Origin of the sequence: Streptomyces pallidus (ex Mingjun et al. 2026) (genome assembly GCF_051550185.1) — a bacterium.
Taxonomy (GTDB): Bacteria; Actinomycetota; Actinomycetes; order Streptomycetales; family Streptomycetaceae; genus Streptomyces.
The window spans coordinates 5,620,649-5,647,614 of sequence record NZ_CP196181.1 but is presented as its reverse complement, the minus strand read 5'-3'; the positions used below and the strand labels follow the sequence as shown (position 1 = coordinate 5,647,614).

The window sequence follows — 26,966 nt, the reverse complement described above, 5'->3', positions numbered from 1 at the left end:
GCTGCGGCGTGGCGCCCCTCTCGGCGGTGTGCTGTCCGGCCGACCCGGGCCGGGACGGGGTCAGAGCTTCTCGGCCCCGGGCTGGGCGTCGGCGGTGTTCGCGGCCGGAGCGGCTGCCTCGGCCGGCTCGGAGCCGCCGGCCGCGGGCTCCGCGACCGCGGCCGCCTTGGCCTCGGCAGCCTTGTCGTCCCCGGTCTTCGCGTCGGCGGCCTTCACGTCCGCGGCCTTCGCACCAGCGGCCCCGGTGTCCTCGGCCTTCGCGTCCCCCGCCTTCGCGGCGGCGTCCCCGTCCGGGCCGCGGTCGGGCTCGACGACCGTCTCGCGGCCCGGACGCAGCTTCGCGGAGAGCACGAAGTAGGTCACGGCCAGCAGGAAGACGATGATCGAGGTCCAGACGTTGAGCCGTACGCCGAGGATGTGGTGGGCCTCGTCGACCCGCATGTACTCGATCCAGCTGCGCCCGACGCAGTACGCGGCCACGTACAGGGCGAAGGCGCGGCCGTGGCCGAGCTTGAACCGCTTGTCGGCCCACAGCACGAGCCCGGCGACCCCGAGGCACCACAGCGACTCGTACAGGAAGGTCGGGTGGTAGGTGCCTGCGACCCGGTTGGCGCCGTCGCTGATCTTCACCGCCCACGGCAGGTCGGTGGCGCGTCCGTAGAGCTCCTGGTTGAACCAGTTGCCCCACCGGCCGATGGCCTGGGCCAGGGCGATGCCGGGGGCCAGGGCGTCGGCCCAGGCCGGCAGCGGGATGCCGCGCAGGCGGCAGCCGATCCAGGCACCGAGCGCGCCGAGGGCGATCGCGCCCCAGATGCCGAGGCCGCCCTCCCAGATCTTGAAGGCGTCGACCCAGTTGCGGCCTTCGCCGAAGTACAGCTGGTAGTCGGTGATCACGTGGTAGAGGCGGCCGCCGACCAGGCCGAACGGAACCGCCCACACGGCGATGTCCGCGACCGTGCCCGGCTTTCCGCCGCGTGCGATCCAGCGCTTGTTACCGAGCCAGACGGCGACGAAGACACCGATGATGATGCAGAACGCGTAGCCGCGCAGCGGGATCGGTCCGAGGTGGACCACGCCGGTCGACGGACTGGGGATGTAGGCAAGTTCCATGGCAGGTCCGACGCTACCTTGCCGGGCGGTGCTGACCGCAACCCGCCCGGCAAGCTGCCATCAAATCGACACCTCGTGTGCACGGCGCTCCCGGACCGGAGCGTCTCGTTCCATCGGCTGGCCTCAGCCCTGTCCGCCGGTCCCCTTCGCCCGCGGTCCCGGCGAGGCCGAGGACCCGGGAGCCGAGGCCGACGGGGACGCCGAGGCCTTCCCCCCACCGGTGGTGGCGGTGCCCTTGGCCGCGGCCTCCACCTGCTCCTTCAGCTTCTGCGGCGTGAGCGGGTTGGCCTGGTCGGCGAAAATGTCCTTGCCGTTCAGCTGAATGGTGGGGGTGCCCCGGAAGTTCCCGGCCCGGAACGCCTCGTGCGACTTGGCCACCCAGCTGTTGTGGGTCCCCTCCTCGACGCACTGGCGGAAGGCGGGGGTGTCCAGCCCTTCGACCTTGCCGGCGAGCTCGATCAGCTTGGCGTTCTTGCCGTAGGCGTCGTCGGTCTCCTGCGGCTGGTTCTGGAACAGCACGTCGTGGTACTCGGGGAACTTCCCGGCGTCCTGCGCGCACGCGGCGGCGTTGGCGGCCTTCAGGGAGCCACTGCCGCCCATGTTCCCGTCGATCAGGGTGACCAGGTGGTACTCGCCCTTGAGCAGGCCCTTGGCCTCCAGCTCGTGGACGGTGTCCTTGTAGTTGACCTCGAAGGCCTTGCAGGCGGGGCAGCGGAAGTCCTCCCACACGGTCAGCGTGGACCTGGCCTCGCTGCTGCCGGTCGGAACGGCCAGGGCGTCCTTGCCGGCTGCGCCGGAGGGGGCCGTCACCGGGCCGGCCGCCTCCTTGCCGCCCTTGCCGGCGTTGGCCGCGATCAGGCCGACGACGGCCGCCAGGGCCAGTACGCCGACGACCGCCCCCACCACGACGAGCGTCCGCCGGCGCTTGTCCTTCTGCTTCTCCCGCTCGCGCTCCACTTGGAGCCGCTCTCGGGCCGATCGTTTCGCTTGGCGGTCTGCACCGTCGTTCTTCTCGCTCACGGTCGGCCAAACGAAGCAGGGAGGCACTCCCGTGCCCCCCTGCTCCCAGATCCACCCGATCGGGCTACAGAACCCCTGCGCGGCCCTGCCCGGGTCAGCTCCTGCGTACGCCTTCCGCAAGTTCGCCCGCCAGCGACCGCACGGCCGCCAGCCCGGCCGGCAGGTCCGGCGCGTCCAGCAGCAGCTTCACGAAGGCCGAGCCGACGATCACACCGTCGGCGAAGCCGGCGACCTCCTTGGCCTGGACGGCGTTGGAGACGCCGAGGCCGACGCAGACCGGGAGCTCGGTGGTCGTGCGGGTGCGGCGGACCAGCTCCTGGGCCTCGTTGCCGACCGACTCGCGGGTGCCGGTGACGCCCATCAGGGAGGCGGCGTAGACGAAGCCGGAACCGGCGGCCGTGATGGTCGCCAGCCGCTCGTCCTTGCTGCTGGGGGCGACGACGAAGACGGTGGCCAGTCCGTGCTCGTCGGCGTGCTCGCGCCACAGCGCGGACTCCTGGACCGGCAGGTCCGGCAGGATGCAGCCGGCGCCGCCCGCCGCGGCGAGCTCGGCGGCGAACCGCTCCACACCGTAGCGGTCGATCGGGTTCCAGTACGTCATCACCAGCACCGGGGCCCCGGTCGCCTCGTGCGCCTCGCGCACGGTGCGCAGCACGTCGGCGATCTTGACGCCGCCGCGCAGGGCGATGTCGTCGGCCGTCTGGATGACCGCGCCGTCGAGGACGGGGTCGCTGTGCGGAAGGCCGACCTCGACGATGTCGGCGCCGCCCTCGATGACGGCCTTGACGGCCTCGATGCCGCCGTCGACGGTCGGGAAGCCCGCCGGGAGGTAGGCGACGAGGGCGGCGCGGTCCTCGGCCTTCGCCTTGGCGAGGGTGTCGCTCAGCAGCTGGATGCGGCCGGTCTTCTCGTTGCTCACTTCGACTCCCCCTCGGCGTTGTCGTACAGCCCGAAGTAGCGGGCGGCGGTGTCCATGTCCTTGTCCCCGCGGCCGGACAGGTTGACCACGATCAGGCCCTCCTCGCCCAGCTCGCGGCCGAGGTCCAGGGCGCCGGCGAGGGCGTGGGCCGATTCGATGGCCGGGATGATGCCCTCGGTGCGCGAGAGCAGGCGCAGGGCCTGCATCGCGGCGTCGTCGGTGACCGCGCGGTACTCGCCGCGGCCGGTGTCCTTGAGGAAGGAGTGCTCCGGGCCGATGCCGGGGTAGTCGAGGCCGGCCGAGATGGAGTACGGCTCGGTGATCTGGCCCTCCTCGTCCTGGAGGACGTAGGAGCGGGAGCCGTGCAGGATGCCGGGCTCGCCGGCCGTGAGGGTGGCCGCGTGCTCGCCGGTCTCGACGCCGTGCCCGGCGGGCTCGAACCCGACGAGGCGGACCTCGGTGTCGGGGATGAAGGCGTGGAAGAGGCCGATGGCGTTGGAACCGCCGCCGACGCAGGCGGCGACGGCGTCGGGCAGCCGGCCGGCGCGCTCCAGGATCTGGCGTCGGGCCTCGACGCCGATGACGCGGTGGAAGTCGCGGACCATGGCGGGGAAGGGGTGCGGGCCGGCGACGGTGCCGAAGAGGTAGTGGGTGCGGTCGACGTTGGCGACCCAGTCGCGGAAGGCCTCGTTGATGGCGTCCTTGAGGGTGCGCGAGCCGGACTTCACCGCGATGACCTCGGCGCCGAGCATGCGCATGCGGGCCACGTTCAGGGCCTGGCGCTGGGTGTCGACCTCGCCCATGTAGATGGTGCAGTCGAGGCCGAAGAGGGCGCAGGCGGTGGCGGTGGCCACGCCGTGCTGGCCGGCGCCGGTCTCGGCGATGACGCGGGTCTTGCCCATGCGCTTGGTGAGCAGCGCCTGGCCCAGCACGTTGTTGATCTTGTGCGAGCCGGTGTGGTTGAGGTCCTCGCGCTTGAGGAAGATCCGGGCGCCGCCGGCGTGCTCGGCGAAGCGGGGTACCTCGGTGAGGGCGCTCGGGCGGCCGGTGTAGTTGACCATGAGGTCGTTCAGCTCGGCCGCGAAGGCCGGGTCGTCCTTGGCCTTCTGGTACTCGACGGCCACCTCGTCCACGGCGGCGACGAGCGCCTCCGGGATGAACTTGCCGCCGAAGTCGCCGAAGTAGCCCTCGGCGTTGGGGACGTGACCCTCCGGGTCCGGGATGAAGAACTCGCTGGCGCTGGACATGCCCAGTCACTCCTACGGGATGCGTGGTGCGGCGGGTGGTGGTCACCGTAGTGCGCCGCCCGCCCGGTCCGCGCACACCACACCCCGGGCGGGGTGCGGGCGGGTACGGTGCGGGGGGCCCGTGCCCCGGGGCGGCCGGTGGGCCGGCCCGTGGGGGCGGTGGGCCGTGCGGAACCGGCCCGTGGCAGGTGTGCCTGCCGGGCGGAAGGGGTCCGCTACAGCGCGTCTCCGCGACGCCATCGCATGCCGTTGACCTGGCCGGGTTCGGAGCCGATCACGTACCGCACCCGCCGCCCGTGGACGCGCCGGGCCGGGGCGCGGCAGCCGCGGGGGCGGCAGCCGCGCGCCAGGGGCGCGTGGGCCGTCGGCACGCCTACGGCCGGGCCGTGGCCCGGGCGCGTGCGGACGGAGGGGCGGTGGGTGGGCATGGGTCGGGTCAGCTCCGGCCGTGGCGCAGGGCGGGGTGGGCGCCGGCGGCGACGAGGTCGGCCACGGCCGCCTTCGGGTCGCGTCCGGTCACCAGGGACTCGCCGACGAGGACGGCGTCCGCGCCCTCGTTGGCGTAGGCGATCAGGTCGTGCGGGCCGCGGATGCCGGACTCGGCGACCTTGACGATGTGGGCCGGGATCTCGCCGACGACGCGCTCGAAGGTGGAGCGGTCGACGGTGAGGTCCTTGAGGTTGCGGGCGTTCACGCCGATGATCTTCGCGCCGGCCGCGACCGCGCGCTCGATCTCCTCCTCGTCGTGGACCTCGACGAGCGGGGTGAGGCCGATGGACTCGGCCCGCTCGATGAGGGAGACGAGGGCCTCCTGCTCCAGGGCCGCGACGATCAGCAGCACGAGGTCGGCGCCGTAGGCGCGGGCCTCCCACAGCTGGTAGGCCGTGACGATGAAGTCCTTGCGGAGGATCGGGATGTCCACGCGTGCGCGGACGGCCTCCAGGTCGGCCAGCGAGCCGCCGAAACGGCGCTGCTCGGTGAGGACGGAGATGACCGCCGCACCGCCCGCCTCGTAGTCGGCGGCGAGTCCGGCGGGATCGGCGATCGCGGCCAGCGCGCCCTTGGAGGGGCTGGAGCGCTTGACCTCGCAGATCACCTTGACGCCGTCGCCGCGCAGGGCCGCGACGCCGTCCTTGGCCTGGGGCGCCTTGGCGGCACGCTCCTTGAGCTCGTCGAGGCTCACGCGGGCCTGCCGTTCGGCAAGGTCTTCGCGGACCCCTTCGATGATCTCGTCGAGCACACTCACGCGAGCGGCCCCCTTCCGGGTCGATGACGGTCGGCCGCCTCACAGACACGTACGACTGCAAGGTCAGCAATCAAATGGTATCCGCCCCGGGCGTCGCTCTCCGCACGCACTTGACGGATGTCCATTACCTGGACATTCGGAATCTCGGCTTCATATAAGGCCTCACGGGGCCAACGCGGATCCGAACGGCAGGTTCCGGACGACGGAGAAGACCAGCGCGACCCCGCCGAGGGCCCACCAATACGGTGCGGGCAGGGCAAAACGCCGGGTCGGAGCACCACGCCAGGCCCGGACGAGCCATCCGACCATGACCACGGCGAAGACGAAGTAGCCGATCACGGCCAAGGCATTCTGCCCGAAAGCCGTGATCAGATCGCCGTGGGCGAACGCGTGGGCACTGCGCAGTCCGCCGCATCCGGGACACAGGATTCCGGTGATGCGGAAAAGCGGGCAGACCGGATAGTGGCCGGGTTCATTGGGATCCACGGCGCCCACGTACGCAAATGCCGCGGCGGCCGAGCCCAGCCAGAGCGCCGGGGAGGCAAGCCTGCGGGCCCGGGAGGCGGGCGCGGCGGGGACCGGCGGCACGGGCCCGGTGAAGGGCGCGGGGGAGGTGCGGGGGGCGTCCACGCGCTGATTCTCCTCGGTCATGGCAAAAGGCGCAGCCCCACCGGGCCGCGCCTTTGCGTCTCCGCTGCGGGGCGAGGGCCCCGGAGGGTCAGGCCTTGGAGGCGGCGATGACCTTGGCGAGGTCGTCGTGGGCGGGCTTCGGAGCACCCATGCCCGCGGCCCGCATGGCCAGGCCCACGACACCGCCCAGCGCGACGACGGCCATACCGGCCCAGAACCCGACCGGGTTCGCCAGCACCATGAAGGCGCCGGCGACGCAGAAACCGATGAAGGCGATGACGACACCGGTCCAGGCGGCCGGGGTGTGTCCGTGGTTGCTGCCCGCCATGAGTTGCTCCTCGTTTTGCTCTGTCGCACGTGCTGTCCCGCACGCTCGGTGCTCATTGTCCCGCACCGCGTGCGGTGGGTGGTCAGCGGGTGGGGTCCTCGCCGCGGTCCAGGGCCTTCCACAGGTCCTCGGGCCGGTCCGGGTCCACTGCGGCGGGCCGGCGGGTACGGGCGCCGCCGTCGCGCTCGTACCGGCCGCCCATCGCGGGCCAGGTGCGGCCGTGGCGCAGGGCCAACAGCCCGGCGGCCAGGATCAGGACGCCGCCGACGGCGGTGACGTACGGCCAGGCGGTGTGCGCCAGGGCGCCCACCTGCGCCGCCGTGTCGGCGGTGGCCCGGGCGGCCTGCGCGTCCAGGGCCTGCCGGTCGTCGGCGGCCAGCACCGCGGCGACGGCCGCGCCGAGGCCGCTCAGGGCCAGCAGGGCGGAGACCAGCAGCCGGCCCGTGCCGCGTACGGCGAACACCGCGACCAGGGCGGCGAGGCCGACGATGGCGAGGGCGGCGGGCAGACCGGTGACGGCCTGGCCGTCGGCGGTCACCGGGAGCGAGCCGCCGCCGACGGCTGCGGTGCCCCGGGCCCACACCCGGCCGGAGCCGAGCAGGACGACGGTGGCGCCGAGCGCGCCGAGCAGCAGGGCGGCGGCCACGCTGCGGCGGCCTCCGCGGCCCGCGGGGGCCTCGGAGGCCGCCGGGGCGCCGGTGTCGTTTCGGGGTGGGGGTACGGCACTCACGTACCCACTATCCCCTACCGCCTCAGGAGCCGTGGAGGCGGTTCGCCGCGGCCACCGCGCGCAGCACGGCGGACGCCTTGTTGCGGCACTCGTCGTCCTCCAGCTCCGGCACCGAGTCGGCGACCACGCCCGCGCCGGCCTGCACGTACGCGGTGCCGTCGCGGAGCAGGGCGGTGCGGATGGCGATGGCGGTGTCGGAGTCCCCGGCGAAGTCGAGGTAGCCGACGCAGCCGCCGTACAGGCCGCGGCGCGAGGGCTCCAGCTCCTCGATGATCTGCATGGCGCGCGGCTTGGGCGCGCCGGACAGGGTGCCGGCCGGGAAGCAGGCGGTGAGCACGTCGAAGGCGGTCCGGCCCTCGGCGACGCGCCCGGTGACGGTGGACACGATGTGCATGACGTGCGAGTACCGCTCGATGCTCATGAAGTCGACGACCTCGACGGAGCCCGGTTCGCAGACCCGGCCCAGGTCGTTGCGGCCCAGGTCGACGAGCATCAGGTGCTCGGCCCGCTCCTTGGGGTCGGCCAGCAGTTCCTCGGCGAGCTCGTGGTCCTCCTGCGGGGTGGCGCCGCGGTGGCGGGTGCCCGCGATGGGGTGCACCATGGCCCGGCCGTCCTCGACCTTGACCAGGGCCTCTGGGCTGGAGCCGACGACGTCGAAGCCGTTCTCGAAGCGGAAGAGGTACATGTACGGGGACGGGTTGGTGGCCCGCAGGATCCGGTACACGTCCAGCGCGGAGGCACGGCAGGGCGTCTCGAACCGCTGCGAGGGCACCACCTGGAAGGCCTCGCCGGCCCGGATCCGCTCCTTGATGTCCTCGACGGCGGCCTGGTACTTCTCGCCGCCCCACAGGGCGGAGAACTCGGGCAGCTCGGAGGCGGGCAGCGGGGCCGGCGTGTACGGGGCGGGCCGGGCGAGGTCGGCCTCCATGGCGTCGAGGCGGGCGACGGCGTCGGCGTAGGCCTCGTCGACGCCCGTGTCGAGGTCGTTGTGGTTGATCGCGTTGGCGATGAGCTGGACCGTGCCGTCCCAGTGGTCGAGGACCGCCAGGTCGGAGGTGAGGAGCATGGTCAGCTCGGGCAGCCGGAGGTCGTCGGTGCCGTGGTCGCCGATGCGTTCCAGACGGCGCACGATGTCGTAGCCCAGGTAGCCGACCATGCCGCCGGTGAAGGGCGGCATCCCGGTGGCGAGGTCGCGCGGGGTGTGCAGGGCCTGGACGGTGGCGCGCAGGGCCTCCAGCGGGTCACCGCCGGTGGGGACGCCCACGGGCGGGGTGCCGATCCAGTGGGCCTGGCCGTCGCGGACGGTGAGGGTGGCGTCGCTGCGGACGCCGACGAAGGAGTAGCGCGACCAGGAGCGGCCGTTCTCGGCGGACTCCAGCAGGAAGGTGCCCGGGCGTTCGGCGGCGAGCTTGCGGTAGAGGGCGACGGGGGTGTCCCCGTCGGCCAGCAGCTTGCGGCTCACGGGGATCACCCGGCGGTCGGCGGCGAGCTTGCGGAACTGTTCGAGATCCATGGATGGGGTTACCTGTCTGCCTGGTCGGCGGCCAGCGGAAGGACATCGGCGTCGAAGCACGTACGGGCGCCCGTGTGGCAGGCGGCGCCTACCTGGTCGACCTTGACGAGCACGGTGTCGGCGTCGCAGTCGAGCGCGACGGACTTCACGTGCTGGACATGGCCGGACGTGTCCCCCTTGACCCAGTACTCCTGCCGGCTGCGCGACCAGTAGGTGCAGCGGCCGGTGGTCAGGGTGCGGTGCAGCGCCTCGTCGTCCATCCACCCGAGCATGAGCACCTCACCGGTGTCGTACTGCTGGGCGATGGCCGGGACCAGGCCGTCGGCGGAGCGCTTGAGCCGGGCGGCGATGGCGGGGTCGAGGGAGGAGGTACTCATGCGGGCCATTGTGCCGCGCCGGACGGGCGGTTATGGATCACCGTCCGCCTGATGGGAAGGCGGACGGACGGGTTCCGGCCGTAGGCTTGCCCGCATGTCGATGCATGCCAAGCGTGAACGCCTGCTGCTGGCGGACTTGTTGGAGGCGGCGGGGCCGTCGGCGCCCACGCTGTGCGAGGGCTGGCTGACCAGGGACCTCGCCGCGCACGTGGTGGTGCGGGAGCGGCGCCCGGACGCGGCGGGCGGCCTGCTGCTGAACGTGCTGAAGGACCGGCTGGCCAGGGCGATGGCCGAGTACGCGGCCAAGCCGTACGAGGAGCTGATCCAGCTGATCCGGACGGGGCCGCCCAAGCTGTCCCCGTACGCGCTGAAGCAGATCGACGAGGCGGCGAACGCGGTGGAGTTCTACGTCCACGCCGAGGACGTCCGGCGGGCCCAGCCGGACTGGTCGCCGCGCGAGCTGGACCCCGTCTTCTCGGACGCGCTGTGGTCCCGGCTGGAGAGGCTGTCCCGGCTGACGGGCCGCCGCTCGCCGGTGGGGCTCGTGCTGCGCCGGCCGAACGGCCAGACGGCCGTGGCCCACAAGGGCACGCCGGTGGTGACGGTGACGGGCGAGCCGGGTGAGCTGACGCTGTTCTGCTTCGGGCGGCAGTCCGCGGCCGCGGTGGAACTGGACGGCGAGAAGGAGGCCGTCGCCCGCCTCACCACGGCCCAACTGGGCCTCTAGCCCCGCCGCCGCCCGCCCCCGGCCTCCCGACACCGGGCTGGGAGATCCAGCCCCGCCGGCGTTTGAGGCGCTGGGGGTCCCCCCAGCGGTAGCTGGGGGAGGGTCCGGGGGCGGAGCCCACGGTTTCGGGAAGGGGCGGGGCGGGGCGGGGACAGGCTCCGCGCGGTGGCAGCGGCAGTGGCAGCTGCGGCCGGACGGGGTCAGCGGACCGGGTGGCCGGCCTCGCGGAGGGTGGCCTTGACCTCGGCGATGCGGAGGTCGCCGAAGTGGAAGACCGAGGCGGCGAGAACCGCATCGGCTCCGGCGTCGACGGCCGGCGGGAAGTGCTCCAGCCTGCCGGCGCCGCCCGAGGCGATCACCGGGACGCTGACGTGCTTGCGGACGGCGGCGATCATCTCGGTGTCGTAGCCGTCCTTGGTGCCGTCGGCGTCCATCGAGTTGAGCAGGATCTCGCCGGCGCCCAGTTCGGCGGCGCGGTGGGCCCACTCGACGGCGTCGAGGCCGGTGCCCCGGCGACCGCCGTGCGTGGTCACCTCGAAGGAGCCGGACGCGGTGCGCCGGGCGTCGACGGACAGGACGAGGACCTGCCGGCCGAAGCGCTCGGCGATCTCCTGGATCAGCTCGGGCCGCGCGATGGCGGCGGTGTTGACGCCGACCTTGTCCGCGCCGGCCCGCAGCAGCTTGTCCACGTCGTCCGCGGTGCGGACGCCGCCGCCGACGGTGAGCGGGATGAAGACCTGCTCGGCGGTCCGCCGCACCACGTCGTAGGTGGTCTCGCGGTTGCCGGACGAGGCGGTGATGTCGAGGAAGGTCAGCTCGTCGGCGCCCTCGGCGTCGTACAGCCTGGCCATCTCGACGGGGTCGCCGGCGTCGCGCAGGTTCTGGAAGTTGACGCCCTTGACGACGCGGCCGTTGTCCACGTCAAGGCAGGGGATCACCCGTACGGCGAGTGACATCAGGACTCCCCTCGGAAGGCTTCGACCTCGACTTCGACGACCAGGCCGGGGTCGATGAAGCCGGACACGATGATCATGGATGCGGCGGGGCGGACGTCGCCGAAGAGCTCCTTGTGGGCCCGGCCGACCTCGTCCACGTCCCGCGCATGGGTCAGGTACATGCGGGTGCGGACGACGTGCTCGGCGCCCAGGCCCGCCTGCCCCAGTGCGTCGACGGCGACGCGGAAGGCGTTGACCGCCTGCTCGTACGGCCCGCCGGCGACGACCTTGCCGTCGACGACCGAGGTGCAGCCCGAGACCAGCACCAGCCCGTTGGGCAGTTCGACCGCGCGGGAGGAGCCCACGGCGTCCTCCCAGGGACCGCCGGAGGAGTACCGGCGGATCGCGTCGGCTCCGCTCATGCGCCGGCCACCACCCGCAGCGCCTCTTCCAGGGTGAAGGCCTTCGCGTACAGGGCCTTGCCGACGATGGCGCCCTCGACGCCCAGCGGCACCAGCTCGGCCAGTGCCCGCAGGTCGTCCAGCGACGAGATGCCGCCGGAGGCCACGACGGGCCGGTCGGTGGCCGCGCAGACGTTCCGCAGGAGTTCCAGGTTGGGGCCGGTCAGGGTGCCGTCGCGGCCGATGTCGGTGACGACGTAGCGGGCGCAGCCCTCGGCGTCCAGGCGGGCGAGGGTCTCGTAGAGGTCGCCGCCGTCGCTGGTCCAGCCGCGGCCCTTGAGGGTCGTGCCGCGGACGTCGAGGCCGATGGCGATCCGGTCGCCGTACTCGGCGATGGCCTTGGCGGCCCACTCGGGGGTCTCCAGGGCGGCGGTGCCGAGGTTGACGCGGGTGCAGCCGGTGGCGAGGGCCGCCTCCAGGGTGGCGTCGTCGCGGATGCCGCCGGAGAGCTCGACCTTGATGTCCATGGCGCGGGTGATCTCGGCGACCAGGGCCCGGTTGTCGCCGGTGCCGAAGGCGGCGTCCAGGTCGACCAGGTGCAGCCAGTCGGCGCCGGCGCGCTGCCAGGCGAGGGCCGCCTCCAGCGGGGAGCCGTAGGAGGTCTCGCTGCCGGACTCGCCGTGCACGAGGCGGACGGCCTGGCCGTCGCGGACGTCGACCGCGGGGAGGAGTTCCAGCGGCTGTGCTGCGGGCTCGGTCATCACAGGGTCTCGATCCAGTTGGTGAGGAGCTGGGCTCCGGCGTCGCCGGACTTCTCGGGGTGGAACTGGGTGGCCCACAGGGCCCCGTTCTCCACCGCCGCGACGAAGCGCTCGCCGTGGGTGGCCCAGGTGACCTTGGGGCTGGCGATCCGCGCGTTGGTGACCTCCAGGCTCCAGTCGTGGGCCGCGTAGGAGTGCACGAAGTAGAACCGGGCGTCGTCGTCCAGGCCTGCGAAGGCCTGGCTGTCGGCGGGGGCCTCGACGGTGTTCCAGCCCATGTGGGGCACGACGGGGGCCTTGAGCGGGCCGACGGTGCCGGGCCACTCGTCGAGGCCCTCGGTCTCGACGCCGTGCTCGATGCCGCGTTCGAAGAGGATCTGCATGCCGACGCAGATGCCCATGACCGGGCGGCCGCCGGAGAGCCGGCGGCCGATGATCCAGTCGCCGCGGACGGACTTCAGGCCCTGCATGCAGGCGGAGAAGGCGCCGACGCCGGGCACGAGGAGGCCGTCGGCGTCCATGGCCTTGTCGTAGTCGCGGGTGATCTCGACGTCCGCGCCGACGCGGGCGAGGGCCCGCTCGGCGGAGCGGACGTTGCCGAAGCCGTAGTCGAGGACGACGACCGACTTGGTGGGGCGGGATGCGCTCATGTCCAGATTCCTTGGATCCGCAGGACTCCGGCGGCGAGACACATCGCGGAGCCGATGGCGAGCAGGACGACGACCGACTTGGGCATCTGCTGCTTCTGGAAGGAGTAGACGCCGCCGGCCAGGAACAGGCCGACGACGATGAGGACGGTGCTGAGGCCGGTCACGGCTAGAGGGCGCCCTTCGTCGAGGGCAGGATGCCCGCGGCGGCCGCGCGCGGGTCGAGCTCGCTGGCGTAGCGCAGGGCCCGGGCCAGGGCCTTGAACTGGCACTCCACGATGTGGTGGGCGTTGCGGCCGTACGGGACGTGGACGTGGAGGGCGATCTGCGCCTGGGCGACGAAGGACTCCAGGATGTGCCGGGTCATCGTCGTGTCGTACGCGCCGATCATCGGGGCCATGTTCTCGGGCTCGGTGTGCACGAGGTAGGGGCGGCCCGACAGGTCCACGGTCACCTGGGCGAGGGACTCGTCCAGGGGGACGGTGCAGTTGCCGAAGCGGTAGATGCCCACCTTGTCGCCGAGGGCCTGCTTGAAGGCGGCGCCGAGGGCGAGGGCGGTGTCCTCGATGGTGTGGTGACTGTCGATGTGCAGGTCGCCGTCGGTCTTGACGGTGAGGTCGAACATGCCGTGGCGGCCGAGCTGGTCGAGCATGTGGTCGTAGAAGCCGACGCCGGTGGAGACGTCGACCTGCCCGGTGCCGTCGAGGTTTATCTCGACGAGGACGGAGGTCTCCTTCGTGGTCCGCTCGACCCGTCCGATGCGGCTCATGCGTGCTGCTCCTTCTTCAGTGCGCGAACCGCTTCCAGGAACGCGTCGTTCTCGGCCGGGGTGCCCGCGGTGACCCGCAGCCATCCCGGCACGCCGTTGTCCCGGACCAGGACGCCCCGGTCGAGGATCTGCTGCCAGGCGGTGTGGGAGTCCGCGAACTTCCCGAACTGGATGAAGTTGGCGTCGGACTCGGTGACCTCGTAGCCGGTCGCCCGGAGTTCGGCGACGAGGCGGTCCCGCTCGGCCTTGAGCTGCTCGACGTAGCCGAGCAGGGTGTCGGTGTGCTCCAGGGCCGCGAGGGCGGTGGCCTGGGTGACGGCCGACAGGTGGTACGGCAGGCGCACCAGCTGCACGGCGTCGACGACGGCCGGGTGCGCGGCGAGGTAGCCCAGGCGCAGTCCGGCGGCGCCGAAGGCCTTGGACATGGTCCGGGAGACCACCAGGTTCGGGCGGCCCTCGATCAGCGGGAGGAGGGAGTCCCGGTGGGAGAACTCGACGTAGGCCTCGTCCACGATCACCAGGGACGGCTTGGCCGCCTGCGCGGCCTCGTAGAGGGCGAGGACGGTCTCCGCCTCGACCGCGGTGCCCGTGGGGTTGTTGGGCGAGGTGACGAAGACGACGTCGGGTGCGTTCTCGGTGATGGCCTGCTCGGCGGCCGCCACGTCGATGGTGAAGTCGTCGCGGCGCGGGCCGGAGATCCAGCCGGTGCCGGTGCCGCGGGCGATCAGCGCGTGCATCGAGTACGAGGGCTCGAAACCGATCGCGGTGCGGCCGGGCCCGCCGAAGGTCTGGAGCAGCTGCTGGATGACCTCGTTGGAACCGTTGGCGGCCCAGACGTTCTCCAGGGCGACCCGGTGCCCGCCGGTCCGGGTGAGGTACGCGGCCAGCGCGGTCCGCAGCTCGACGGCGTCCCGGTCGGGGTAGCGGTTGAGGGTGCGGGCCGCGTCGGCGACGCGCTCGGCGATCCGCCGTACGAGTTCCTCGGGGAGCTCGTACGGGTTCTCGTTGGTGTTCAGCTGGACGGGTACGTCGAGCTGCGGGGCCCCGTAGGGCGTCTTGCCGCGCAGCTCGTCGCGGATGGGGAGGTCGTCGATGCCGACGGCCCGGTCGGCGCCGTCGGCCCTGTCGATGCTGTCGTACGTGCTCACTGGCCGGGGACCTTCCACCCGAAGCGCGCCTTGAGGGCGGCGCCGTGCGCGGGCAGGTCCTCGGCCTCGGCCAGCGTCACCACGTGGTGGGTGACCTCGGCGAGCGCGTCGCGCGTGTAGTCGACGATGTGGATGCCGCGCAGGAACGACTGTACGGACAGGCCGGAGGAGTGGCAGGCGCAGCCGCCGGTGGGCAGGACGTGGTTCGACCCGGCGCAGTAGTCGCCGAGCGAGACCGGGGCCCACGGGCCGACGAAGATCGCGCCGGCGTTGCGGACGCGGGCGGCCCGGGCGGCGGCGTCGGCGGTCTGGATCTCCAGGTGTTCGGCGCCGTACGCGTCGACGACCTTCAGGCCGTCCTCCAGGCTGTCGACCAGCACGATCGCGGACTGCTTGCCGGCGAGCGCCGGGCGGATCCGGTCCTCGACGTGCTTGGTGGCCGCGACCTGCGGCTCCAGTTCCTTCTCGACGGCGGCCGCGAGGTCCTCGGAGTCGGTGACGAGGACGGCGGCGGCCAGCGGGTCGTGCTCGGCCTGGCTGATCAGGTCGGCGGCGACGTGCACCGGGTCGGCGGTGGAGTCGGCGAGGACGGCGATCTCGGTCGGGCCGGCCTCGGTGTCGATGCCGATCTTCCCGGTGAAGTAGCGCTTGGCGGCGGCGACCCAGATGTTGCCGGGGCCGGTGACCATGTTGACCGGCAGGCAGTCCTCGGTGCCGTACGCGAACATCGCGACGGCGACGGCGCCGCCCACCGCGTACACCTCGTCGACGCCGAGCAGGGCGCAGGCGGCGAGGATCGTCGGGTGCGGCAGGCCGTCGAACTCGGCCTGCGGCGGGGAGGCCAGGGCGATGGACTCCACGCCCGCCTCCTGGGCCGGGACGACGTTCATCACGACGGAGGACGGGTACACCGAGCGGCCGCCGGGTGCGTACAGGCCGACGCGCTCGACCGGAACCCACTTCTCGGTCACGGTGCCGCCGGGGACCACCTGGGTGGTGTGCTCGGTGCGGCGCTGCGCGCGGTGGACGGTCCGGGCGCGGCGGATCGACTCCTCGAGGGCCGCGCGGACCGCCGGGTCGAGCTCGTCGAGGGCCTTGGCGAGGGCCTCGGCGGGCACCCTGACCTGTTCCAGCCGCACGCCGTCGAACTTCTGCGCGTACTCGATCAGCGCCGCGGTGCCACGATGATGGACGTCCTCGCAGATGGGCCGCACCTTCTCCAGGGCGGCTTCCACGTCGAACTCGGCACGGGGAAGCAGGTCGCGCAGGGCTGCGCCCTCGGGGAGGGCGTTGCCGCGCAGATCGATACGAGAGATCACCTCCCAATTCTCTCAGACCGGCTCCCACGGCCGTCCGCCCGTATCACTGGCTGATACACGCCCCGGCTGTCACCGCCTCCCCCTAACGTTCCCGGTACACGGATGTACGGCGGAGGGGGACCGCATGGCCGAGGCACCGCGCGCCGACGAGGAGCCGGCGGACCTCGGCGACGCCGAGCGCCTGATGTGGCGGGCGTTCCGCACGGGCAGCGTGTGCGATCTGAGCGCCCGGGCGGCCGAGCTGGACGACCCGCACGGCGACCGGACCTGGGACGCCCGGCGCAGTGTCCGGGCCGACGTGGTGTCGCTGCTGCTGCTCCACGGCCCGCCGCCGGTTCCGGGCCGGGTGGCGTCGCTGAAGCTGCGCGGGGTGCGGATCACGGGCCGCTTGGACCTGTCGGGCGGCACCGTGGAGCCGTACGTCGAACTCCAGTCCTGCCGCTTCGACAGCGAGGTCCAGCTGTCCGAGGCCCGGTTCGGCACGCTGCGGCTGGTCGACTGCGCGATACCCCGGTTGGACGCCTCCCGCCTGCACACCGAGGGCGATCTGCACCTGCCGCGCTGCCGGGTGGCGCGGGGCATACGGCTGACCGACGCGCAGATCGGCACGGACCTGCTGATCAGCCAGGCGGTGGTGCAGCGGGACGGCCGGGGCCGGGCCGTCGCCGCGGACGGCATGGCGGTGGCGCAGGACTTCCAGGGCGAGCTGCTGGAGACGTACGGGGAGCTGAGCCTGCGCGGCTCGAAGGTCGGCGGGTCGATGAACCTGCGCGGGGCCCGGCTGCGCAACCCGTACGGGCGGCGGGCGCTGAACGCCCCGCAGCTGACGGTGGAGCGGACGCTGTACCTGACCTCGATAGCGGTGGACTACGTGCCCGGCGACTCCGGTTCCTCCACTCCTCCGTACGGCCTGGGCCAGACCCCGGCGCGCGGGCAGCGGGCCCGCCGCTTCGAGTGCCGGGGCGGGCTGCGCCTGGACGACGGCCGCTTCGGGGACGCCGTGGACCTGTACGGGGCCCGGTTCCTGCTGGCCGAGGAGCAGGAGGTGTCGCTGCGCCGGATCCAGACGCCGGAGCTGCGGTTCGTGGGCGAGAAGCCGGAGCGGGGACGGGTGGTGCTGTCGGGGGCCAAGGTGGTCAAGCTGGTGGACGCCTCCACCAGCTGGCCCGACCCGGGCGGGGTGTCGATCGAGGGCTTCGTCTACGAGAACCTCGCGCCCCGCGGCCACTTCCCGCTGGCGCGGCGGCTGGAGTGGGTGGCGGCGGCCACCCGGGAGTACTCGCCGGAGCCCTACGAGCGGCTGGCCGCCGTCCTGCGGGCCAGCGGCGAGGACGCCGATGCCCGGGAGGTGCTGCTGGCCAAGCAGCGCCGGCGGCGGGCGACGCTGCCGCCGGCGGCGAAGGCCTGGGGGTACCTGCAGGACTGGACGGTGGCCTACGGGTACCGGCCGGGCCGGGCCGCGCTGTGGATGGTGCTGCTGTGGGCGGCGGGCGCGCTGCTGTTCGCGCAGATCACCCCGGCGGCGATCAAGCCGGACGAGCACCCCGAGTGGAACGCGCTGCTCTACGCCCTGGACCTGCTGCTTCCGGTCATCGACCTGGGCCAACAGGGCCAGTGGATGATGAAGGGCTACTGGCAGTGGGGCTCGGCGGTGCTGGTCCTGCTGGGGTGGATCTTGGCGACGACGGTGGCGGCGGGAGCGTCGCGGCTGCTCCGCCGCGGCTGACGGACCAGGCAGAACCGAGGTGACAGGGCCCTCCCCCCGGCCACTACCCTGTGCCTCGTGACCACCGTTCGCCTGCCCCTCTTCCCGCTGAACTCGGTGCTTTTCCCCGGACTGGTGCTGCCGCTGAACGTCTTCGAGGAGCGTTATCGCGCCATGATGCGGGAGCTGCTGAAGACGGGCGAGGACGAGCCGCGCCGCTTCGCGGTCGTCGCGATCCGCGACGGCCGGGAGGTCGCACCGACCGCACCCGGCATGCCGGACCAGACGGCCCTGCCCGAGCGCGGCCCGGCCGCGGGCTTCGGCCCGGACCCGGTCCAGGCGTTCCACCGGGTGGGCTGCATCGCCGATGCGGCCACGATCCGGGAGCGGCAGGACGGCAGCTTCGAGGTCCTGGCGACGGGCACGACCCGGGTGCGCCTGCTGTCGGTGGACGCCTCGGGCCCGTTCCTCGTGGCCGAGCTGGAGGAACTGGCCGAGGAGCCGGGCGAGGGCGCGGGCGCGCTGGCGGAGGGGGTGCTGCGGGCGTTCCGGACGTACCAGAAGCGGCTGGCCGGGGCCCGGGAGCGGTCGCTGGCCTCGGCGGCGGAGCTGCCCGACGAGCCGTCGGTGGTGTCGTACCTGGTGGCCGCGGCCGCGGTGCTGGACACCCCGACGAAGCAGCGGCTGCTGCAGGCTCCGGACACGGCGACGCGGCTGGCGGAGGAGCTGAAGCTGCTGCGCGCGGAGACGGCGCTGATCCGGCACCTTCCGTCGCTGCCCGCGGTGGACCTGACGCGGATGCCGACCAGCCCCAACTGACCCAGCACAGCCAGAACCGATCGGGAGCCCTGCCTGATGGCGAAGAAGAAGGCCGCGTCCGCGGCGACCCCGGCGATCGTCGCGCTCACCGCGGCCGGAGCGGACTTCACCACGCACGCCTACGAGCACGATCCGGCGCACCCCTCGTACGGGCAGGAGGCGGCCGAGGCGATGGGCGTGAGCCCGGACCAGGTCTTCAAGACGCTCGTCACTGACGCGGACGGGGTGCTGACGGTGGCGGTGGTCCCGGTGTCGGGCAGCCTCGACCTGAAGGCCCTGGCCTCCGCCGTCGGCGCGAAGAAGGCGGTGATGGCGGATCCGTCGCTGGCAGAGCGCACCACGGGGTACGTGGTGGGCGGGATCTCCCCGCTGGGGCAGCGCAAGCGGCTGCGGACCGTCGTTGACTCCTCGGCCGAGGGGCACCCCACCATCTGCGTGTCGGCCGGGCGGCGCGGGCTGGAGGTCGAGCTGACGCCCGCCACGCTGGCCGCACTGACGGCGGCCACCCTGGCCCCGATCGCCCGCGCCTGAGCCGTACGGCCGTCAGGACCGCGGCGGCTCCTGGTGCGCCGGGTCGGCGTGGACGTGCGGCGGCGGGTAGACGGCGGCGGGACCGGGCTCGCCGGCGACGGCCGGTTCGCGGTCGGGCTCCGGGTCGTACGGGCTCCACAGGGCCGTCAGGCCGAGGTGGACGAGGAGCGCGGTCATCGGCCAGGCCAGCAGCACCCCGTACGCGAGGAGCTCCAGCGGCGCGTCGAACGGCACGCCCTTGCCCGCCGCGGCTGCGGCGGCGGCCACGTCGCCGGAGCCGCCCAGCCATTCGCCGGTGCGCATGCCCAGCCAGGCGGCGGCGCAGGAGCCGATGCCCAGCCCGATCACCTGCGGGACGCCGCCGCGGCGGCGCCACAGGAAGAGGAGGACGGCGGCGAGCACGCCCATTCCGAGGGAGAGCAGCAGGAACGTGCCGTCGGCCCCTATCCGGGCCTCGCTCTCGGTGTTGCGCAGGAAGACGGCCTGCCCGTTGGACACGTACTGCGCCCGCGGTGCCAGCCACGCCCACAGCAGCCCGAGCAGCGCCCCGGAGGCTCCCACGACGAGGGCGACGGCGGCCCCGTCGCGGACGTCCCCGGCGGTGACACCGGGTGCGGCCGGCCGGGCGGGCGGCGGTTCGACGGGGGGCGGGGTGGTCACGGGTTCGCTCACCCCCACATCGTGCCAGGTGTGCCGGGCGGGGGCGGAACCGGCGTCAGCGGACGGCGGCCCGCCGGTAGGCCCAGGTGGCGACGGACAGCGACAGCACGCCCACGGCTCCGCACACGGCGAGGTCGGCGGCGACGAGCGCCCAGTCGGGGTGCGGTGCGAAGGTGCGGGCGAAGGCCTCGACCCCGTACGTCGACGGCAGCAGGTCCCGCGCCCACACGATCACGTCGGGCATCCGCTCGGCGGGCAGCACGCCCAGCAGCAGCGCCGCCGACATGCCGAGCTGCCCGGCCAGCGTGGCCAGCTCCTGGCGCGGGGCGAGCAGGCCGAGGGCCGCGCCGAGGCCGGCGAGGGCCGCCCCGGCCAGCGGGACGACCGCGGCCAGGATCCACAGCCCGCCCAGGGGCAGCCCGAACAGCAGGCAGCCGAAGACGGCCGTGACCAGGGTGCCGGGCAGGGTGAAGGAGGCGTACGCGGCGGCCGCGCCCAGCACCACGGAGGCGGGCGGGACGGGCAGCGTGGCGTAGTGGTCCAGCCCGCCGCCGGCCCGCAGCTGGCCGAAGTACTGGGCGAGCAGGTTCAGCGCGACGAACGCGACGACCAGCACCGAGGAGCCGGCCACGACGGCCTGCGCCTCCGTGCCGCCGTCGACCACGCCCCGCATCAGGACCATGATCCCGACGGACTGGAAGGTGGCGACGAACAGCAGCGGGATCCGGGCCACCCGGGCCCGGGACAGCTGTGCCCGGTAGACGGCGGCCAGCGCGGGCAGGAAGCGGGCCCGGGGGGCCAGCGCGCCCGCGGCGGCGGTGTCCGCCGGCACGACTGCGGCTGCGGCTGCGTCGGCAGTGGTCACGACTTCACCAGACCCTTCGTGGCGCGCCCGCCCAGCGCGAGGTAGACGTCCTCCAGGCTCGGGGTCGCCAGCTTGAAGTCGTCGAGGGCGGCGAAGGCCGGCCCGCCGGTCACCGCGGCCACCGCGGCCCGGGCCTCGTCGGGCGGGAGCCGCAGCACCCATCGGCGCCCCGACTCGGTGGCCGTCGCGGCGAGCGCGGCGACCTCGGGGACGTCCAGGGGCGGCGCGGTCCGCCACACGAGTTCCAGGCGGACCTCGTCGGAGACGCGGGCCTTCAGTGCGGCGGGCGTGTCGCAGGCGATGACCCGGCCCTGGTCGATGACGGCGACCCGGTCGAGGACGGTCTCGGCCTCGATGACGTTGTGGGTGACGAGCAGGACGGTGGCGCCGTGCCGGGCGCGCCGCCGGTCCACGGCCGACCACACGGCCCGCCGGGCGACGGGGTCCATGCCGGTGGTGGGCTCGTCGAGGACCAGCACCTGCCGCTCCCCGACCAGGGCGGCGGCGAAGCAGGCCAGCCGCCGCTGCCCGCCGGACAGCTTCTTCAGGGGCCGCCCGGCGATCGGGGTCAGTCCGAGCTCCTCCAGGACGGCGTCCCGCGCGGCGCGGGCGTCGCGGGCGCCGAGGCCGCGCAGCCGCCCGGTGGTCTCGGCGGCGAGGGCGACGGTGAGCTCGTCGAGGGCGGTGGACTCCTGGCCGAGGTAGGCGAGGAGGCGGGCCGCGCGTTCGGGGTGGCGTACGAGGTCGTGGCCGAGGAGGGTCACGGTGCCGGAGTCGGGCCGCAGCAGGCCGGTCAGCTGCCGGACCAGGGTGGACTTGCCGGCGCCGTTGGGGCCGAGCAGGCCGAAGACCTCGCCGCGCCGGACGTCCAGGCAGATCCCGTCGTTGGCGCGGGTCCGGGGCAGGGCGGGGGCCCCGCGCCGGCCGCGCACGGCGGGATAGGTCTTGACCAGGTCACGCACCGTGCAGACGACGCCGTCCGCCGCCGGCGGCGCCGCGGCCGCCGTCGTGCTGCGGCTGCCCTGCGGTTTCGCTGGTGCTGTGCCCGTACTCACGAGGGAGCAGCCTACGCGGCCCCGGGCCCTACTCGGGCGTCGGGGTCGTCGGGAGGGCCGGGGCGGCGGTCGGTGCGCCCGGTACCCGCTCGGCCGCGGCGCGGACGTCGATCTCCCGCCAGAACCCGGCGCGGATGGCGTAGCGGTCGTGTTCGTCGATCTGGTCGTCCTTGTGGGCGAGCAGGCCGAACCGGGCGGCGTAGCGCAGCAGCTCCCCGTCGATGCGGTGCGGGATGCGCGGGTACATGGTGGCGAGTTTCTGCAGGTGGACGGTTTCCGGGAGGCGTTCCATCCAGCGCCGGGCGAAGACCTGGCCGACCTCGAAGGGGTCGCCGCCGACGGTGGTGATGTCCTCCTCGCGGTCGGCCCAGCGCTGTTCGGCGCTGGTGAGCTGGGCGAGGGTGGGCAGCGAGGCGGTCTCGGCGGGTTCGCCGAGCGGGCCGGGCCGGTCGATCCAGCCCCGGTCGGAGGACCAGCGCAGGGCGCTGGCCGGGGACGGGGTGACGGCGTGCCCGTGCGGGGGGCCGGGCTGGTGGCCGGGCGCGCGCAGGGAGCCGGCGAGGTCCTTGGGGGTGGGTACGGCCCGGCCGCCGGCCGCGGGTGCGGGTACGGGGGCGGCGCCGGCCTCGGGGGCGACCGGGGCGGGGGCGGCGGCCGGGGCGGCGGCGTTGGCGGCGGCGCTGCGGGCGGCCTCGGCGAGGGCGGCTTCGGGCAGCGGGGCGGAGAGGATCGCGGCGATCTCGGGGCGCGGTGCTGGCGGTGGTGAGCAGAGCCCGGCGAGGTCCTTGGCGCGGACGGCGCGGGTGATCCAGGCGCGGTCGAGGACGCGGCGCTCGTCGGCCTCGGCGACGAGGTCCTCGGACTGGTTGTAGTCGCCGTCGGCGGCCTGGACGGCCCAGAGGTGGACGGCGACGCCGTGCTCCTTGGCGGACATCAGGCCGGGCAGGAGGTCCCCGTCGCCGGTGACGAGCACGACGTCGGAGCAGGCGCGGTTGCGGGCCAGTTCGGTGAGCTCGGCGTGCATGGCGGCGTCCACGCCCTTCTGCGCCCAGCGGCCGTCGCTACGGGTCAGGGCGCCGAGGCGGACGGTGACGCGGGGCATGACGCGCAGTCGGCGGTGTTCGGGCTGGGGCACCCGGTCGGGCGCACCGTCGAACCAGTAGATGCGCAGCAGGGGCTGTTGGGTGTCGGCCTCGGCCCGCTCGCGCAGGCCGTGGATGAGGGCGGCGTGGTCGACGGTGATGCGGGAGCGGGAGGGCTCCCCCGCGAGAAGGCTTGCGGCGGCGCCCAGCAGATAGCCGGCGTCCACCAGGACGACGCAGCGGTCCACGCGTTCCACCTCTTCCGTGGGGGGGATCCTCTGGTTTTCCCCGAGTCTGCCCGACCACACGGGTGTTGACGGCCGGAACTGGATCATCGGCGTGGCGTATCTCACGGTTTTCGGGGCGCGGGCGGTCGGCGACACCAGGGAAAGATCCAAAATGCGCGGTTTGTGGTGCTGTGTGAGTGTGAAGGCGGTCCTGGCCCCTAGACCCTCACGGAGGCTCCACCATGGCCAAGAACAAGAACCAGAAGCAGCCGAAGCAGGCGACGCGCTCATCGTCGGAAGCCTCGAAGGGCTCGCAGGAGACGTCGTCCGAGTCCTCGTCCTCGTCGCCGAGTCCGATGGATATGGCGCGCAAGGGCAAGCAGAAGCGCTTCGGCCACAACTGACGCCGCCGTCCGGCGCCGCGGGCGCCGGAGGCAGATGCGCGAGGGCGCGCCCGGAGGAGTTCCCGGGCGCGCCCTCTGCTGTCGTGCGCCGGTGTGCGCGGTCCGGCCGGCTGCCGTCAGCCGGCCAGGCAGGACGGTCCGAGGAGCACCTTGAGGTCGCCGAAGAGGGCCGGGTCGGGCTGGACCCGGTGCCGGTCGAGGCGCAGGACGGTGGTGGACCGGGGCCCCTGGAGCTTGATCCGGACCTCGGTGTTGCCCTTGTGGTGGCGGAGGATCTCGCCCAGCCGGGTGACCATCGGAGGGGTGACCTTGAGGGTGGGGATGGTGAGGACGACGGGGGCGTTGGTCCCGGCGGAGGACAGGTCGGGGACCATCAGCTCCATGGCGACCAGCCGGGGCACGTCCTCCCGCTTGTCGAGGCGGCCCTTGACGAAGACGACCGCGTCCTCGACCAGCTGGGTGGAGACGAGCTGGTAGGTGGCCGGGAAGAACATGCACTCGATGGAGCCGGCGAGGTCCTCGACGGTGGCGATGGCCCAGGCGTTGCCCTGCTTGGTCATCTTCCGCTGGAGGCCCGAGATGATGCCGCCGATGGTGACCACCGCGCCGTCGGCGTGCTCGCCGCCGGTGAGCTGGGAGATGCCCGCGTCCGTCTTGTCGGACAGGACGTGCTCCAGGCCGAAGAGCGGGTGGTCGGAGACGTACAGGCCGAGCATCTCGCGCTCCTGGGCGAGCAGGTAGGATTTCTCCCACTCGACGTCGGAGAACTCGACGTCGAGGCCGAATCCGGGCTCGTCGCCGCCCTCGTCGCCCATGGCGCCGAACAGGTCGAACTGGCCCTCGGCCTCCTTGCGCTTGACCGCGACGACGGTGTCGATCATCGGCTCGTGCTGGGCGACGAGGCCCTTGCGGGTGTGGCCCATCTCGTCGAAGGCGCCGGCCTTGATCAGCGACTCGATGGTGCGCTTGTTGCAGACCACGGCCTCGACCTTGTCGAGGAAGTCGGGGAAGGAGCTGTACTTCCCCTTGGCCTTGCGGGTCTTGATGATCGAGTCCACGACGTTCTGGCCGACGTTGCGGACGGCGGTGAGGCCGAAGAGGATCACGTCGTCGCCCTGGGCGGCGAAGTTCGACTCGGACTCGTTCACGTTCGGCGGGAGCACCTTGATGCCCATGCGGCGGCACTCGTTCAGGTAGACGGCGGACTTGTCCTTGTCGTCCTTGACCGAGGTGAGCAGGCCCGCCATGTACTCGGCGGGGTGGTTGGCCTTGAGGTAGGCGGTCCAGTAGGAGACCAGGCCGTACGCGGCGGAGTGGGCCTTGTTGAAGGCGTAGCCGGCGAAGGGGACCAGGACGTCCCACAGGGCCTGGATGGCCTCGTCGGAGTAGCCGTTCTTGCGGGCGCCGGCCTGGAAGATCGTGAAGTTCTTCGCGAGCTCCTCGGGCTTCTTCTTGCCCATGACGCGGCGCAGGATGTCGGCCTCGCCGAGCGAGTAGCCGGCGATGATCTGGGCGGCCTTCTGCACCTGCTCCTGGTAGACGATCAGGCCGTAGGTGACCGCGAGCACCTCTTCGAGCGGCTTCTCCAGCTCGGGGTGGATCGGGGTGATCTCCTGCTGCTTGTTCTTGCGCAGCGCGTAGTTCGTGTGCGAGTTCATGCCCATCGGGCCCGGGCGGTACAGCGCGGACACGGCGGAGATGTCTTCGAAGTTGTCGGGCTTCATCAGGCGCAGCAGCGAGCGCATGGGGCCGCCGTCGAACTGGAAGACGCCGAGGGTGTCGCCGCGCTGGAGCAGCTCGAAGGTCTTGGGGTCGTCGAGCGGGAGGGCCAGGAGGTCGATGTCGATCCCCTTGTTGGCCTTCACCATCTTGACGGCGTCGTCCATGATCGTGAGATTGCGCAGGCCGAGGAAGTCCATCTTCAGCAGGCCGAGCGACTCGCAGCTCGGGTAGTCCCACTGGGTGATGGTGACGCCGTCCGTGTGCCTCACCCAGACGGGCACGTGGTCGGTGATCTTCTCACTGGACATGATGACGCCGGCGGCGTGCACGCCCATCTGGCGGACCAGGCCCTCGACGCCGCGGGCGGTGTCGATGACCTTCTTCACGTCCGGCTCGTTCTCGTACATCCCGCGGATCTCGCCGGCCTCGCCGTAGCGGGGGTGCGAGGGGTCGAGGATGCCGGAGAGCGGGATGCCCTTGCCGAGGACGTCGGCGGGCATGGCCTTGGTGAGCCGGTCTCCCATGGCGTACGGGTAGCCGAGGACGCGCGCGGAGTCCTTGATCGCGTTCTTGGCCTTGATGGTGCCGTAGGTGCCGATCATGGCGACCTTGTCCTGGCCGTACTTCTCGGTCACGTACCTGATCACCTCGACGCGCCTGCGCTCGTCGAAGTCGATGTCGACGTCGGGCATCGAGATGCGCTCGGGGTTGAGGAAGCGCTCGAAGATCAGGCCGTGCGGGATGGGGTCGAGGTCGGTGATGCCGAGGGCGTAGGCGACGATCGAGCCGGCCGCGGAGCCTCGGCCGGGGCCCACCGCGATGCCCTGGTTCTTGGCCCACATGATGAAGTCGGCGACCACGAGGAAGTAGCCGGGGAAACCCATCGAGATGATCGTGTCCATCTCGTACTCGACCTGCTTCATGCGGTCCTCGGGGATGCCGCCCGGGAAGCGGCGGTGCATCCCCTTCATGGTCTCCTCGCGGAACCAGGTGACCTCGGTGTAGCCCTCCGGGATGTCGAACTTCGGCATCAGGTTCCGGAACTTGAACATGCCCTCGGTGTCGACCTGCTCCGCGACCAGGCGGGTGTTGGCGCAGCCCTCCTGCCAGGCGTCCGAGGAGTCGATGGCGTACATCTCCTCGGTGGACTTCAGGTAGTAGCCGGAGCCGTCGAACCGGAAGCGGTCCGGGTCGGAGAGGTTCTTGCCGGTCTGGATGCACAGCAGGGCGTCGTGCGCGGCGGCCTCGTGCGCGTACGTGTAGTGGGAGTCGTTGGTGACCAGCGGCGGGATGCCGAGCTTCTTGCCGATCTCCAGCAGGCCGTCGCGGACCCGGCGCTCGATCTCGATGCCGTGGTCCATCAGCTCCAGGAAGTAGCGGCCCTCGCCGAAGATGTCCTTGTAGTCGGAGGCGGCCTTGATCGCCTCGTCGAACTGGCCGAGGCGCAGTCGGGTCTGCACCTCGCCGGAGGGGCAGCCGGTGGAGGCGATCAGGCCCTCCGACCACTGGGCGATGGTCTCCTTGTCCATGCGGGGCCACTTCGTGAGCCAGCCCTCGGCGTAGGCGTCCGAGGACAGCCGGAAGAGGTTGTGCAGGCCGGTGGCGTTCGCCGCCCAGATCGTCTTGTGGGTGTAACCGCCGGAGCCGGAGACGTCGTCCCGCTTCTGGTGCGGCTGGCCCCACTGGATCCTCCGCTTGTTGCGGCGGGACTCGGGAGCCACGTACGCCTCGATGCCGATGATCGGGGTGATCCCGGCCTTCTGCGCGGAGTGGAAGAAGTCGTACGCGCCGTGCAGGTTGCCGTGGTCGGACATGGCGATGTGCGACATGCCCATCTCGTTGCACGCCGCGAACATGTCCTTCAGCCGCGCGGCACCGTCCAGCAGCGAGTACTGGGTGTGGACGTGCAGGTGCGTGAACGGCGTCTTGGCCACGGCGCGGGACCTCCGGGGGCGGGTGCAGGGGGCAACTTCGAATCCTACGTCCCACGGGTGACACATTCCGGGCACCTGACGGTACGGTCGGGCGTTGCAGAACCAGGTGGTCCCGCACGGCGTCCAGTCGGTCGG

Annotated in this window: 29 protein-coding genes; 5 read left to right on the top strand and 24 right to left on the bottom strand. The window is 72.7% G+C overall.

Annotated elements, in window-relative coordinates; translation table 11 throughout:
- Positions 1 to 60: 60 nt before the first annotated feature.
- The 11 genes from lgt to hisI form a co-directional block, all read right to left on the bottom strand.
- On the bottom strand, positions 61 to 1,110 hold the full coding sequence (lgt, locus tag ACSHWO_RS25040) for a prolipoprotein diacylglyceryl transferase (RefSeq protein ID WP_438315076.1): 1,050 nt from the start codon (positions 1,108 to 1,110) through the stop codon (positions 61 to 63).
- A 123-nt stretch (positions 1,111 to 1,233) separates the two neighbouring features.
- Positions 1,234 to 2,130, bottom strand: coding sequence for a DsbA family protein (locus tag ACSHWO_RS25035; RefSeq protein WP_438315073.1), 897 nt, complete (start codon positions 2,128 to 2,130; stop codon positions 1,234 to 1,236).
- 94 nt (positions 2,131 to 2,224) lie between these two features.
- The gene (trpA, locus tag ACSHWO_RS25030) at positions 2,225 to 3,049 is read right to left on the bottom strand and encodes a tryptophan synthase subunit alpha (RefSeq protein WP_361088105.1); all 825 of its coding nucleotides are present in this window, start codon (positions 3,047 to 3,049) and stop codon (positions 2,225 to 2,227) included.
- A complete protein-coding gene (gene trpB / locus ACSHWO_RS25025; protein ID WP_361088108.1) occupies positions 3,046 to 4,296 on the bottom strand; it encodes a tryptophan synthase subunit beta in 1,251 nt (416 codons plus the stop codon). The genes trpA and trpB overlap by 4 nt, the downstream gene beginning before the upstream one ends.
- 215 nt (positions 4,297 to 4,511) lie before the next feature.
- Entirely contained in the window at positions 4,512 to 4,724 is a 213-nt protein-coding gene (trpM, locus tag ACSHWO_RS25020) for a tryptophan biosynthesis modulator TrpM (protein WP_361088111.1), read from the bottom strand.
- 8 nt (positions 4,725 to 4,732) lie between these two features.
- Positions 4,733 to 5,542 carry an indole-3-glycerol phosphate synthase TrpC gene (gene trpC / locus ACSHWO_RS25015; RefSeq protein ID WP_361088113.1) on the bottom strand — a complete coding sequence of 270 codons (810 nt, stop codon included), beginning with the start codon at positions 5,540 to 5,542 and terminating at the stop codon, positions 4,733 to 4,735.
- Positions 5,543 to 5,704: 162 nt separating this feature from the next.
- Positions 5,705 to 6,193: a DUF2752 domain-containing protein gene (locus ACSHWO_RS25010; protein WP_438315068.1), complete on the bottom strand. Its 489-nt coding sequence runs from the start codon at positions 6,191 to 6,193 to the stop codon at positions 5,705 to 5,707.
- A 67-nt stretch (positions 6,194 to 6,260) separates the two neighbouring features.
- Entirely contained in the window at positions 6,261 to 6,500 is a 240-nt protein-coding gene (locus ACSHWO_RS25005) for an HGxxPAAW family protein (protein ID WP_361088119.1), read from the bottom strand.
- Positions 6,501 to 6,582: 82 nt separating this feature from the next.
- Positions 6,583 to 7,230, bottom strand: a complete 648-nt coding sequence (locus tag ACSHWO_RS25000) for a TIGR02234 family membrane protein (RefSeq protein ID WP_385820192.1) — start codon at positions 7,228 to 7,230, stop codon at positions 6,583 to 6,585.
- A 22-nt stretch (positions 7,231 to 7,252) separates the two neighbouring features.
- Positions 7,253 to 8,743: an anthranilate synthase component I gene (locus tag ACSHWO_RS24995; RefSeq protein WP_385820224.1), complete on the bottom strand. Its 1,491-nt coding sequence runs from the start codon at positions 8,741 to 8,743 to the stop codon at positions 7,253 to 7,255.
- Positions 8,744 to 8,751: 8 nt separating this feature from the next.
- Complete coding sequence (hisI, locus tag ACSHWO_RS24990) at positions 8,752 to 9,129, bottom strand: phosphoribosyl-AMP cyclohydrolase (protein WP_360635151.1); 378 nt, start codon at positions 9,127 to 9,129, stop codon at positions 8,752 to 8,754.
- Positions 9,130 to 9,214: 85 nt separating this feature from the next.
- Here hisI and ACSHWO_RS24985 point away from each other — a divergent pair, with 85 nt between their 5' ends.
- Entirely contained in the window at positions 9,215 to 9,847 is a 633-nt protein-coding gene (locus ACSHWO_RS24985; RefSeq protein WP_385820330.1) for a TIGR03085 family metal-binding protein, read from the top strand.
- Positions 9,848 to 10,047: 200 nt separating this feature from the next.
- Here ACSHWO_RS24985 and hisF read toward each other — a convergent pair whose 3' ends face one another.
- The 8 genes from hisF to hisD are packed head-to-tail and all read right to left on the bottom strand — an operon-like array spanning position 10,048 to position 15,827.
- A complete protein-coding gene (gene hisF / locus ACSHWO_RS24980) occupies positions 10,048 to 10,803 on the bottom strand; it encodes an imidazole glycerol phosphate synthase subunit HisF (protein ID WP_361088131.1) in 756 nt (251 codons plus the stop codon).
- On the bottom strand, positions 10,803 to 11,204 hold the full coding sequence (locus ACSHWO_RS24975; RefSeq protein ID WP_438315061.1) for a RidA family protein: 402 nt from the start codon (positions 11,202 to 11,204) through the stop codon (positions 10,803 to 10,805). The genes hisF and ACSHWO_RS24975 overlap by 1 nt, the downstream gene beginning before the upstream one ends.
- On the bottom strand, positions 11,201 to 11,944 hold the full coding sequence (gene priA, locus ACSHWO_RS24970) for a bifunctional 1-(5-phosphoribosyl)-5-((5-phosphoribosylamino)methylideneamino)imidazole-4-carboxamide isomerase/phosphoribosylanthranilate isomerase PriA (RefSeq protein ID WP_438315058.1): 744 nt from the start codon (positions 11,942 to 11,944) through the stop codon (positions 11,201 to 11,203). Before priA ends, ACSHWO_RS24975 begins: the two co-directional genes overlap by 4 nt.
- The gene (hisH, locus tag ACSHWO_RS24965; RefSeq protein ID WP_438315055.1) at positions 11,944 to 12,594 is read right to left on the bottom strand and encodes an imidazole glycerol phosphate synthase subunit HisH; all 651 of its coding nucleotides are present in this window, start codon (positions 12,592 to 12,594) and stop codon (positions 11,944 to 11,946) included. Before hisH ends, priA begins: the two co-directional genes overlap by 1 nt.
- Positions 12,591 to 12,758 carry a hypothetical protein gene (locus tag ACSHWO_RS24960; RefSeq protein WP_361088141.1) on the bottom strand — a complete coding sequence of 56 codons (168 nt, stop codon included), beginning with the start codon at positions 12,756 to 12,758 and terminating at the stop codon, positions 12,591 to 12,593. Before ACSHWO_RS24960 ends, hisH begins: the two co-directional genes overlap by 4 nt.
- A gap of 2 nt (positions 12,759 to 12,760) precedes the next feature.
- Complete coding sequence (gene hisB / locus ACSHWO_RS24955; protein WP_361088145.1) at positions 12,761 to 13,360, bottom strand: imidazoleglycerol-phosphate dehydratase HisB; 600 nt, start codon at positions 13,358 to 13,360, stop codon at positions 12,761 to 12,763.
- Positions 13,357 to 14,508: a histidinol-phosphate transaminase gene (locus ACSHWO_RS24950; RefSeq protein WP_438315051.1), complete on the bottom strand. Its 1,152-nt coding sequence runs from the start codon at positions 14,506 to 14,508 to the stop codon at positions 13,357 to 13,359. The genes hisB and ACSHWO_RS24950 overlap by 4 nt, the downstream gene beginning before the upstream one ends.
- On the bottom strand, positions 14,505 to 15,827 hold the full coding sequence (gene hisD / locus ACSHWO_RS24945) for a histidinol dehydrogenase (RefSeq protein WP_361088148.1): 1,323 nt from the start codon (positions 15,825 to 15,827) through the stop codon (positions 14,505 to 14,507). The genes ACSHWO_RS24950 and hisD overlap by 4 nt, the downstream gene beginning before the upstream one ends.
- 124 nt (positions 15,828 to 15,951) lie before the next feature.
- Between hisD and ACSHWO_RS24940 the strand changes: the two genes are divergently transcribed.
- Genes ACSHWO_RS24940 through ybaK form a run of 3 tightly spaced genes read left to right on the top strand, consistent with a single transcriptional unit; the run spans position 15,952 to position 18,882 of the window.
- The gene (locus ACSHWO_RS24940; RefSeq protein ID WP_385820610.1) at positions 15,952 to 17,553 is read left to right on the top strand and encodes an oxidoreductase; all 1,602 of its coding nucleotides are present in this window, start codon (positions 15,952 to 15,954) and stop codon (positions 17,551 to 17,553) included.
- Positions 17,554 to 17,610: 57 nt separating this feature from the next.
- On the top strand, positions 17,611 to 18,351 hold the full coding sequence (locus tag ACSHWO_RS24935) for an LON peptidase substrate-binding domain-containing protein (RefSeq protein ID WP_361088154.1): 741 nt from the start codon (positions 17,611 to 17,613) through the stop codon (positions 18,349 to 18,351).
- A 36-nt stretch (positions 18,352 to 18,387) separates the two neighbouring features.
- A complete protein-coding gene (gene ybaK, locus ACSHWO_RS24930) occupies positions 18,388 to 18,882 on the top strand; it encodes a Cys-tRNA(Pro) deacylase (RefSeq protein WP_438315046.1) in 495 nt (164 codons plus the stop codon).
- 12 nt (positions 18,883 to 18,894) lie between these two features.
- On the opposite strand, the gene ACSHWO_RS24925 is transcribed toward ybaK, so the two are convergent.
- From ACSHWO_RS24925 to ACSHWO_RS24910, 4 genes are all read right to left on the bottom strand, one after another.
- Entirely contained in the window at positions 18,895 to 19,554 is a 660-nt protein-coding gene (locus tag ACSHWO_RS24925; protein ID WP_438315043.1) for a hypothetical protein, read from the bottom strand.
- 43 nt (positions 19,555 to 19,597) lie between these two features.
- On the bottom strand, positions 19,598 to 20,407 hold the full coding sequence (locus ACSHWO_RS24920; protein WP_438315041.1) for an ABC transporter permease: 810 nt from the start codon (positions 20,405 to 20,407) through the stop codon (positions 19,598 to 19,600).
- Positions 20,404 to 21,369: an ABC transporter ATP-binding protein gene (locus ACSHWO_RS24915; RefSeq protein ID WP_361088572.1), complete on the bottom strand. Its 966-nt coding sequence runs from the start codon at positions 21,367 to 21,369 to the stop codon at positions 20,404 to 20,406. Before ACSHWO_RS24915 ends, ACSHWO_RS24920 begins: the two co-directional genes overlap by 4 nt.
- Positions 21,370 to 21,490: 121 nt before the next feature.
- Positions 21,491 to 22,801 carry an NYN domain-containing protein gene (locus ACSHWO_RS24910; protein WP_438315038.1) on the bottom strand — a complete coding sequence of 437 codons (1,311 nt, stop codon included), beginning with the start codon at positions 22,799 to 22,801 and terminating at the stop codon, positions 21,491 to 21,493.
- A gap of 212 nt (positions 22,802 to 23,013) precedes the next feature.
- Between ACSHWO_RS24910 and ACSHWO_RS24905 the strand changes: the two genes are divergently transcribed.
- The gene (locus ACSHWO_RS24905) at positions 23,014 to 23,175 is read left to right on the top strand and encodes a hypothetical protein (protein WP_385820885.1); all 162 of its coding nucleotides are present in this window, start codon (positions 23,014 to 23,016) and stop codon (positions 23,173 to 23,175) included.
- Between the two features lie 116 nt (positions 23,176 to 23,291).
- Here ACSHWO_RS24905 and dnaE read toward each other — a convergent pair whose 3' ends face one another.
- Positions 23,292 to 26,831: a DNA polymerase III subunit alpha gene (gene dnaE / locus ACSHWO_RS24900; RefSeq protein ID WP_361088171.1), complete on the bottom strand. Its 3,540-nt coding sequence runs from the start codon at positions 26,829 to 26,831 to the stop codon at positions 23,292 to 23,294.
- Positions 26,832 to 26,966 lie beyond the last annotated feature (135 nt).